We start from the raw sequence: 522 nt of genomic DNA on the forward strand, positions 1-522 counted from the left end.
CTAGGGCGTGTCATCAATTAAGCCAAATGACACAAGAAACCAGATGAATCGCACTGAGGAAATGACTGGCTAACTTATCATAACGAGTGGCAATCGCGCGGTACTGTTTAATCTTGGCAAAGAAGTTCTCGATCAGATGCCTCGCTTTATAAAGTTCTTTATCCAAGTCTCTTGGCTGTAGCCTATGACACTTGGACGGGATGACTGCATTGCCGTGTACTGCTGTGATTAGTTCAATGACGCGGGCATCAGCATCGTAAGCTTTATCGGCAAGCCAAGTGTGGCTAATACTGACATCGAGCAGTTCATCTGAGCCACATAGGTCATGAGCTGCGCCACCCGTCAGATAAAAGCCAGTAGGATTGCCTAAGGCATCTGTTCGAGTATGTATTTTAGTCGTCAGTCCACCTTTACTACGAGCGATGGCTTGATCCCTTTTTTTCCAGCACTGTGCTGATGGGCTTTAACAATCGTGGCATCTAGCATGGCATATTCATCATCTGATTGCTCAGACAACTGATT

General features: G+C 46.0%; 1 pseudogene. It reads right to left on the reverse strand.

The window, feature by feature from the left end:
• Window positions 1-13: 13 nt before the first annotated feature.
• Window positions 14-522 (reverse strand): annotated as a pseudogene (locus tag ACMHKH_RS14710) (IS5 family transposase); the annotation flags it as partial.

This window comes from Psychrobacter glacincola (assembly GCF_965118485.1).
GTDB lineage: Bacteria > Pseudomonadota > Gammaproteobacteria > Pseudomonadales > Moraxellaceae > Psychrobacter > Psychrobacter glacincola_D.